The organism is Simplicispira sp. (assembly GCF_028687295.1).
Classification (GTDB): domain Bacteria; phylum Pseudomonadota; class Gammaproteobacteria; order Burkholderiales; family Burkholderiaceae_C; genus Simplicispira; species Simplicispira metamorpha.
The window spans coordinates 1-7,756 of sequence record NZ_JAQUAL010000157.1 but is presented as its reverse complement, the minus strand read 5'-3'; the positions used below and the strand labels follow the sequence as shown (position 1 = coordinate 7,756).

Annotated in this window: 8 protein-coding genes; 4 read left to right on the top strand and 4 right to left on the bottom strand. The window is 59.3% G+C overall.

Annotated features, from left to right (window positions below):
* The 3 genes from PHX69_RS14035 to PHX69_RS14025 all read right to left on the bottom strand — a co-directional run.
* On the bottom strand, positions 1-401 hold a 401-nt coding region (locus tag PHX69_RS14035), incomplete at its 3' end, for a redoxin domain-containing protein (RefSeq protein ID WP_288044470.1).
* A gap of 433 nt (positions 402-834) precedes the next feature.
* Positions 835-1,530: a hypothetical protein gene (locus PHX69_RS14030; RefSeq protein ID WP_288044468.1), complete on the bottom strand. Its 696-nt coding sequence runs from the start codon at positions 1,528-1,530 to the stop codon at positions 835-837.
* A 180-nt stretch (positions 1,531-1,710) separates the two neighbouring features.
* Positions 1,711-2,625, bottom strand: coding sequence for a LysR family transcriptional regulator (locus PHX69_RS14025; protein ID WP_119013143.1), 915 nt, complete (start codon positions 2,623-2,625; stop codon positions 1,711-1,713).
* Positions 2,626-2,757: 132 nt separating this feature from the next.
* Between PHX69_RS14025 and PHX69_RS14020 the strand changes: the two genes are divergently transcribed.
* From PHX69_RS14020 to PHX69_RS14005, 4 genes are all read left to right on the top strand, one after another.
* Positions 2,758-4,263, top strand: coding sequence for a CoA-acylating methylmalonate-semialdehyde dehydrogenase (locus PHX69_RS14020; RefSeq protein ID WP_288044466.1), 1,506 nt, complete (start codon positions 2,758-2,760; stop codon positions 4,261-4,263).
* A 99-nt stretch (positions 4,264-4,362) separates the two neighbouring features.
* Positions 4,363-5,529 (top strand): acyl-CoA dehydrogenase family protein, encoded by a 1,167-nt coding sequence (locus PHX69_RS14015; RefSeq protein WP_288044464.1) that lies wholly within the window; start codon positions 4,363-4,365, stop codon positions 5,527-5,529.
* Positions 5,530-5,751: 222 nt separating this feature from the next.
* Complete coding sequence (mmsB, locus tag PHX69_RS14010; RefSeq protein ID WP_288044462.1) at positions 5,752-6,648, top strand: 3-hydroxyisobutyrate dehydrogenase; 897 nt, start codon at positions 5,752-5,754, stop codon at positions 6,646-6,648.
* Between the two features lie 168 nt (positions 6,649-6,816).
* On the top strand, positions 6,817-7,206 hold the full coding sequence (locus tag PHX69_RS14005; protein WP_288044461.1) for a DUF3574 domain-containing protein: 390 nt from the start codon (positions 6,817-6,819) through the stop codon (positions 7,204-7,206).
* 108 nt (positions 7,207-7,314) lie between these two features.
* On the opposite strand, the gene PHX69_RS14000 is transcribed toward PHX69_RS14005, so the two are convergent.
* Positions 7,315-7,756, bottom strand: a 442-nt coding sequence (locus PHX69_RS14000) for a universal stress protein (protein WP_288044459.1), incomplete at its 5' end; no start/stop codon positions are given.

The following is a 7,756-nucleotide window of genomic DNA, read 5'->3' as shown; positions in this document are numbered from 1 at the left end:
TCATCGCTCAAAAGCGGATAAGGCAACCCCAAACGATTAGATGCTTCCTTTTGTGCCTCCGATTTTTGAGTGCTTATGCCGTAAATGCCTATGCTATTACGTTTGAGTTCAGCGTAATTGTCACGATATGAACATGCTTGGGGCGTACATCCAGCAGCACCGGGAATTTTAACCCAGCCTTCGGGTATGGGAACACCCGGGCGACCTGTCATTGGATAACAGAAAATTACGTTCCAATCGGACAAGCTGGAGAGATTTACTTCTTGATCATCAGTTGACCATAGGGAAACATTGGGTATTGGCATATTTTCCAAATGATCGCATGCACCATCGTCTAGCGGAATTGGCAAATCTATAGGAATGGAAAAAATTACATCTTGTGGAGGTTGAATATTTTTCATTATTTTTACCTAAAAAGCCTAACGAACTAAGGTAAGCGGCGGCTGAAAGCCGTCCGCTTGAGCGCAAGGTTAGAACCCAAGCCCACACAACCGGAAAAACGAACCTGCACCCTGCTGTTTGCGTCCCAGTTGAACCGACAGTTAGGCTGAGGCGCTGAGTGGAAAGGAAATTTAGGTTGCATAAACTGCCTCTTGTGTGTTGTATTGCATTGAAAATTCCCCCGGACTTCCAGTTAGTCACTGCACTGGTACGATCTTTTGAATTTCAGGCTGCTCATCTATTTCATGCCCTTCCCAACCAATGCGCTGTCCGTAAAAGTTAATCCTAGAGCGTGTTATGAACTTCTGTGCAAGTCATTGATTTTATTGAAGAATTCCACGATTTCCACTTTTGAAAAAACGTGCGTAAGTGCTTATCACAAAAGAGAATTTTTCAAAGTTCATAACACGCTCTAGTAGCGAATTTTTGTGCTAAGGATGAGATGGTGCCAAAATTTTCCTCAACGATTATTGAGGCTTGTTCTACCAAAGAATCAAGGGTGCCTTCAACCGCGTTTGGCTGAGAGATTCCTTCAATGTTTAGCTTTACACTTATCAGCTCAAGCGCCTTTTGCAAATCTGACTCCACAATTTTTTCATTAATTATTTGGCGAGCATTGCTTGTGCGTTCATGAGTTTTTTCAGGCTCAGCCAAATAGCCCGCGAGCAAAACAATTATTCGTTGCTCAAGATACGTAGAGACGTCCTTTAATAAAGGCGTTGAACGCTCCAAGTGAATGATCGAAGTTCCTTGGTGTGAACCATCAGGACTGTGCAAAACGAGAGTGGCTTGACCAGTACGGAACCCCATAGCCTTAGCTGCTACGATATGAGCCATTTCATGGCGGGCAATTGCTTCAACATACCACCGTTGATCCAACTTTACTGGCAATTTCTCCGATGGCAGTTGAGACCAATTCAATATCTTTTCTTTATCCGAGGAATCAAGTTTGTTGAATTCAATTAGGATTTTCTTTGAGCGATCGATGCCGTTCGGGTGCTGCCCCATGATTGATGCGACTGCATCTCTGTAATTTCCCTGTCGAATGGCGCTAGCAAAATTAGCGGAAATAAATTCGGTCGTTGACATGTTTTCTTTCTCTAAGTGCTAGCAAGGTCTAACTAGAATTAGGCGACAGGCTTCCCCATCAAAAGAGTCGCCCATTGCGTAAAATATGACTACCATCCCTCTTAATAGAGAATTTAGGCAAACCTGAAAATATCCAGACGGAAATCGGTCAAGTGCAAACACCCATCATCCCGCGTTTTGTTACAGGCGACTTACATTTCCCGCCCCATCGGGCATCAGTTGCTTGGCCTCGCCCACCACGGTTTCTTTCAAAAACGCCCACACCGCCTGCATGCGCGCCAAATGCTTGGATTCGGCGGGCATGCTCATCCAGAAGGTGCGGGTAAATCGCGCCTCGGCGGGCAGTACGCGCGCCAATACCGGATCGCGGTCGGCCAGAAAGGCGGGCAGCACGGCCAGCCCGGCACCGGCGCGCACGGCCTCGTATTGCGCCGTGATGCTGGTGCTGCGAAACGCAAAGCGCTCGGGTGGGTACAGCTGGTCTAAAAACTGCAGCTCTTTGGTAAACAGCAAATCGTCCACGTAGCTGATAAAGGCGTGGTGGCGCAAATCTTCGCGCTGCGTTACCAGCGGGCGGCGCACCAGGTATTCGCGCTGGCCGTACAGGTGCAGGGTGTAGTCGGCCAACTTGCTGACGATGACCGAGCCGCGCGTGGGGCGCTCCAGCGAGATGACGATGTCGGCCTCGCGCCGCGACAGGTGCAGCATGCGCGGCAGGGCCAGCAGGTCAATCGACAGGTGCGGGTGGCGCTGCGTCAGGCGCGCCAGGTGCGGCGCCAATATCAGGGTGCCAAAGCCTTCGGTGGCGCCCACGCGCACCAGGCCCGATGGCCCGCCACCGGGCACCGGGGCCGAGCGCTCCACGCCCAGCACGGCCGCTTCCATGGCCTCCACGCCGGGCAGCAGGTGGCGGCCCGCCTCGGTCAGCTTGTGCCCCCCGGCCTCGCGCGCAAACAGGGCCGCGCCCATTTGCTTTTCCAGCGCCTGTATGCGCCGGGCTACCGTGGTGTGGTCCACCCCCAGGCGCCGCGCCGCGCCCACCAGCGTGCCCGAGCGGGCCAGTTCCAGAAAATAGCGCAGGTTGTCCCAGTCCATCGTGTCTCCTGAAACGCACTTTTGTGCAAAACTGCACAGCGATAGTGCGTATTTACCCGTTGTTAAAACAATTATGCACAGCTAGGATGCGTGGCCAAACACGTTTTATTCCATCCAAGGAGACACACTGCCATGGGCGCATCCATCCCTACCGTCAAGCTGCTGATCAACGGCCAATTTGTTGAATCCACCACCACCCAGTGGCGCGATGTGGTCAACCCCGCCACGCAAGAGGTGCTGGCCCGCGTGCCGTTTGCCACGCCCGCTGAAATCGATGCCGCCGTGGCATCGGCCAAGGAAGCTTTCAAGACCTGGAAGAAAACCCCCATCGGCACGCGCGCCCGCATCTTCCTGAAGCTGCAACAGCTCATCCGTGAAAACATGGGCGAACTGGCCGCGCTCTTGACCGCCGAGCAAGGCAAAACCCTGCCCGACGCCGAAGGCGACGTGTTCCGTGGCCTCGAAGTGGTGGAGCACGCTGCCAGCATCGGCAACCTGCAACTGGGCGAGCTGGCCAACAACGTGGCCGGTGGCGTCGATACCTACACCATCCTGCAACCGCTGGGCGTGTGCGCTGGCATCACGCCGTTCAACTTCCCGGCCATGATTCCGCTGTGGATGTTCCCCATGGCCATTGCCACGGGCAACACCTTCGTCTTGAAGCCGTCCGAGCAAGACCCCATGGTCACCATGCGCCTGGTCGAGCTGGCCCTGGAAGCGGGCATTCCTGCGGGCGTGCTGAACGTGATCCACGGTGGTGAAGACGCCGTGAACGCCATCTGCGACCACCAAGACATCAAGGCCGTGTCCTTCGTCGGCTCCACCAAGGTGGGCACGCACGTGTACAACCGCGCCACCCTGGCTGGCAAGCGCGCGCAGTGCATGATGGGCGCCAAGAACCACGCCATCGTGATGCCCGACTCGAACAAGGAGCAAACGCTCAACGCCATTGCCGGTGCCGCTTTTGGCGCAGCAGGCCAGCGTTGCATGGCGCTGCCGGTGGTGGTGCTGGTGGGCGAGTCGCAGCAGTGGATTCCTGAGCTGGTGGCCAAGGCCAAGACGCTCAAGGTCAGCGCCGGTACCGAAAAAGGCACCGATGTCGGCCCCGTCATCTCGTGCGCCGCGCTGTCGCGCATCGAGGGCCTGATCGAACGCGGTATTGCCGATGGCGCCACGCTGGAACTCGATGGCCGCAAGCCCAACGTGCCCGGCTTTGAAAAGGGCAACTTTGTCGGCCCGACCATCTTCAGCAACGTCAAGCCCGGAATGGCGATTTACGACCAGGAAATCTTTGGCCCCGTGCTCAGCCTGGTGGCCGCCAAAGACCTGAACGAAGCCATTGCGTTCATCAACGACAACCCCAACGGCAACGGCACGGCCATCTTCACGCAGTCGGGCGCAGCAGCGCGCACCTTCCAGGAAGAAATCGACGTGGGCCAGGTTGGCATCAACGTGCCAATCCCGGTGCCAGTGCCACTGTTCTCGTTCACCGGCTCGCGCGCTTCCAAGCTGGGCGATCTGGGCCCCTACGGCAAGCAAGTGGTGATGTTCTACACGCAGACCAAGACCGTCACGGCGCGCTGGTTTGACGACAGCACCACCAGCCACGGTGTGAACACCACCATCAGCCTGAAGTAAGGCGACCCCACCGGCCTGAGAGCCAAAACCGGCTCTCAGGCCCGCGCAGTAAGCGCGAGCAGCTATAAAAATAAAAGCATCTTCCAAGGAGACACGCCCGTGGACTTTGAACTGACCGAAGACCAGCGCGCCTTTGCCGACACCGCGCGCCAATTCGCCCAGGCCGAGCTGGCCCCCCACGCTGCGCACTGGGATGCCGAAGCCATCTTCCCCCGCGAAGCCATTGCCAAAGCAGGCGAACTGGGCTTTTGCGGCCTGTACGCCCCAGAAAACGCCGGTGGCCTGGCCCTGCCGCGCCTGGACGCCACGCTGGTGTTTGAGGAGCTGGCCGCCGTCGATCCCAGCACCACCGCCTTCATCACCATCCACAACATGGCCACCTGGATGCTGGGCACCTGGGCCACGCCGGAAGTGCGTGCCCAATGGGGCGAGCCACTGACCAGCGGCCAAAAACTCGCCAGCTACTGCCTGACCGAACCCGGTGCGGGCTCGGATGCGGCCTCGCTCAAAACCCGTGCCGAGTTGGTAGGTAACGAATACGTCATCAACGGTGCCAAGGCCTTTATCTCGGGTGCGGGCGCCACCGATGTGCTGGTGCTGATGGCGCGCACGGGCGACGCGGCCTCGGGCGCGGGTGGCATCAGCGCCTTTGCCGTGCCCGCCGATACGCCCGGCATCAGCTACGGCAAAAAAGAAGAAAAAATGGGCTGGAACAGCCAGCCCACGCGCACCATCAGTTTTGACAACGTGCGCATCCCCGCCAACCACCTGCTGGGCCGGGAGGGCGAGGGTTTCAAGATCGCCATGAAGGGCCTGGACGGCGGGCGCATCAACATCGCCACCTGCTCGGTGGGTGCGGCGCAGGGCGCGCTCAAGCAGGCGCAGCAGTACATGCACGACCGCAAGCAGTTTGGCAAGCCGATTGCCAGCTTCCAGGCGCTGCAATTCAAGCTGGCCGACATGGCCACCGAACTGGTCGCCGCGCGGCAAATGGTGCGCCTGGCCGCCAGCAAGCTCGACGCCGGCGCGCCCGACGCCTCCACCTACTGCGCCATGGCCAAGCGCTTTGCCACCGATGCGGGCTTCACGGTCTGCAACGAGGCGCTGCAGCTGCACGGCGGCTACGGCTACATCCGCGAATATCCGCTCGAGCGCCTGCTGCGCGACGCCCGTGTGCACCAGATTCTGGAAGGCACCAACGAGATCATGCGCGTCATCATCGCCCGGCGCATGCTGGACGGCGACGCGCCGGACGCGATTCGCTAGGGTTTTGATAGCTGCTGGCGCTTATCCTGCGGGCGTTAGCGGCTTTTTACCCTTCAAAATCATGCTACGAAGCCCCCTGCCCTGCCCCTGGCCGCCGTGCGCGCTGGCCAGGGGTTGGGCCGGGGCAAAGTTTCAGGCCATTTTGGCCTCTGGCCCTTGTGCAGTGAGCGCAAGCAGCTATTAAAAAGATAGTGTTTTTACCCCCACCAGGAGACTTTCACCATGCAAATCGCATTCATCGGCCTCGGCAACATGGGCGGCCCTATGGCCATCAACCTCGTCAAAGCGGGCCACAGCGTCAAAGCCTTTGACCTGAGCCAGGACGCCGTGGCCAAAGTGGTGGCCGAAGGCGGCCAGGCCGCTGCCAGTGCGCTGGACGCGGTGCAGGGCGCAGAAGCCATCGTCACCATGCTGCCCGCCAGCCAGCACGTGGAGGGCCTGTTCCTGGGCCAAGGTGGCCAAAGCGGCCTGCTGGCCAGCATTGCCAAAGGCGCGTTGATCATCGACAGCTCAACAATAGCCGCCGCCACCAGCCAGAAAGTGGCCCAGGCCGCGCAAGCCGCAGGCATTGATTTCATCGACGCACCGGTATCTGGCGGCACCGGTGGCGCCATTGCGGGCACCCTCACTTTCATGGTGGGCGGGAGCGCTGAACAACTGGAACGTGCCCGTCCGCTGCTCGAAAAAATGGGCGCCAACATCTTCCATGCAGGCAGCGTGGGCGCAGGCCAGACCGCCAAAATCTGCAACAACATGCTGCTGGGCATTTTGATGGTGGGCACGAGCGAGGCCATTGCCTTGGGCGTGGCCAACGGCCTCGACCCCAAGGTGCTGAGCGAGATCATGCGCCGCAGCTCGGGCGGCAACTGGGCGCTGGAAAAGTACAACCCCTTCCCCGGTGTGCATGAAAACGCCCCGGCCAGCAAAGGCTACACCGGCGGCTTTGGCACCGATTTGATGCTCAAGGACTTGGGCCTGTCGCAAGAAAACGCCACCGCCGTGAAAGCCAGCACCCCGCTGGGTGGCATGGCCCGCGCGATTTACGCCGCGCACAGCATCGCCGGGCACGGCGGCGAGGACTTCTCCAGCGTGATCAAGATGCTGCAAAAGCGGGGGTAAGCCCTGCCCGGCTTGTCTGCCCATCGCGGCAGACATCCAGAGCGCTGCGGGATAGGCCCGCAGCGCTTTTTTTATCGCTGGCCTGGCATGTCTGGATGGATGGAAATGCGAAGTATTTTTCGATTACGGTGCGGCGGGCAAGGCAGTACCCTGCGCCGCCTGCGCACCATGCCGCTGCTCCTGTGCGCCGCTCTGCTGGGGGGCTGCGCCCTGTCCAACGCACCGCCCTGCCCCTCCAGCCAGCGCCAGGTCAGTGAGCTGCTGTACTTTGGCACCGCCCAACCCCAAGGGGTGGTGGCTGCACAAGACTGGGCTGATTTTCTGGACAAGGTGATCACGCCGCGCTTTCCCCAGGGTTTGAGCGTGTGGCCAGCGGCGGGGCAGTGGCAGTCTGCCGATGGCACTTTGGTGCGTGAAAACACGTGGGTGCTCCATGTGGTTCACCCCGAAAACGATTCGGCAGAACAAGCGATTGCATCCATCATGACCGCCTACAAAACCCGCTTTCAGCAAGAAGCGGTGCTGCGCGTGCAATCCCGGGTGTGCGTGTCTTTGTAGCGACTTGGCCGCGCCTTCCACACCCAGCCAGCATAAAAAAGCCGACCCCTCAGGATCGGCTTTTTGCATGGCAACGTACCCGGCACCGCAGCGCCGGAGCGGCCGTTTTCAGTGCAGCACAAACACCGGCAGGCTGCTGCGGGCGATGATTTTCTTGGTGTGCGAGCCAAACAGGAACTCGCCCACCGGGCCACGGCCATGGGTAACCATGACGATCATGTCGCAGCCGTGCTTTTCAGCTTCTTCGATGATGGCCTGGTCCACGCCATAGGCGGTGACGGAGGCGCCGGTAAATTCCACGCCAGCGGCCTTGGCACGCTCTTCAAACTGGCCCAGCAGGGCTTGGGCGTGCTCGGTGTTGCGGGCCTCGTGGGCCTTGATGCGGTGGGTGAAAGCATCGGCGTCGTGGCTGGTGGCAGACAGCGGCAGGTCTGGCTCAACCACAAAACCCGTGATGCGCGCGCCCAACTGGGCGGCCAGCGCAATGCTGCCATCCATGGCGCGGTGGGACAGTTCCGACCCATCCACGGGCACGAAAAGATGCTTGTAC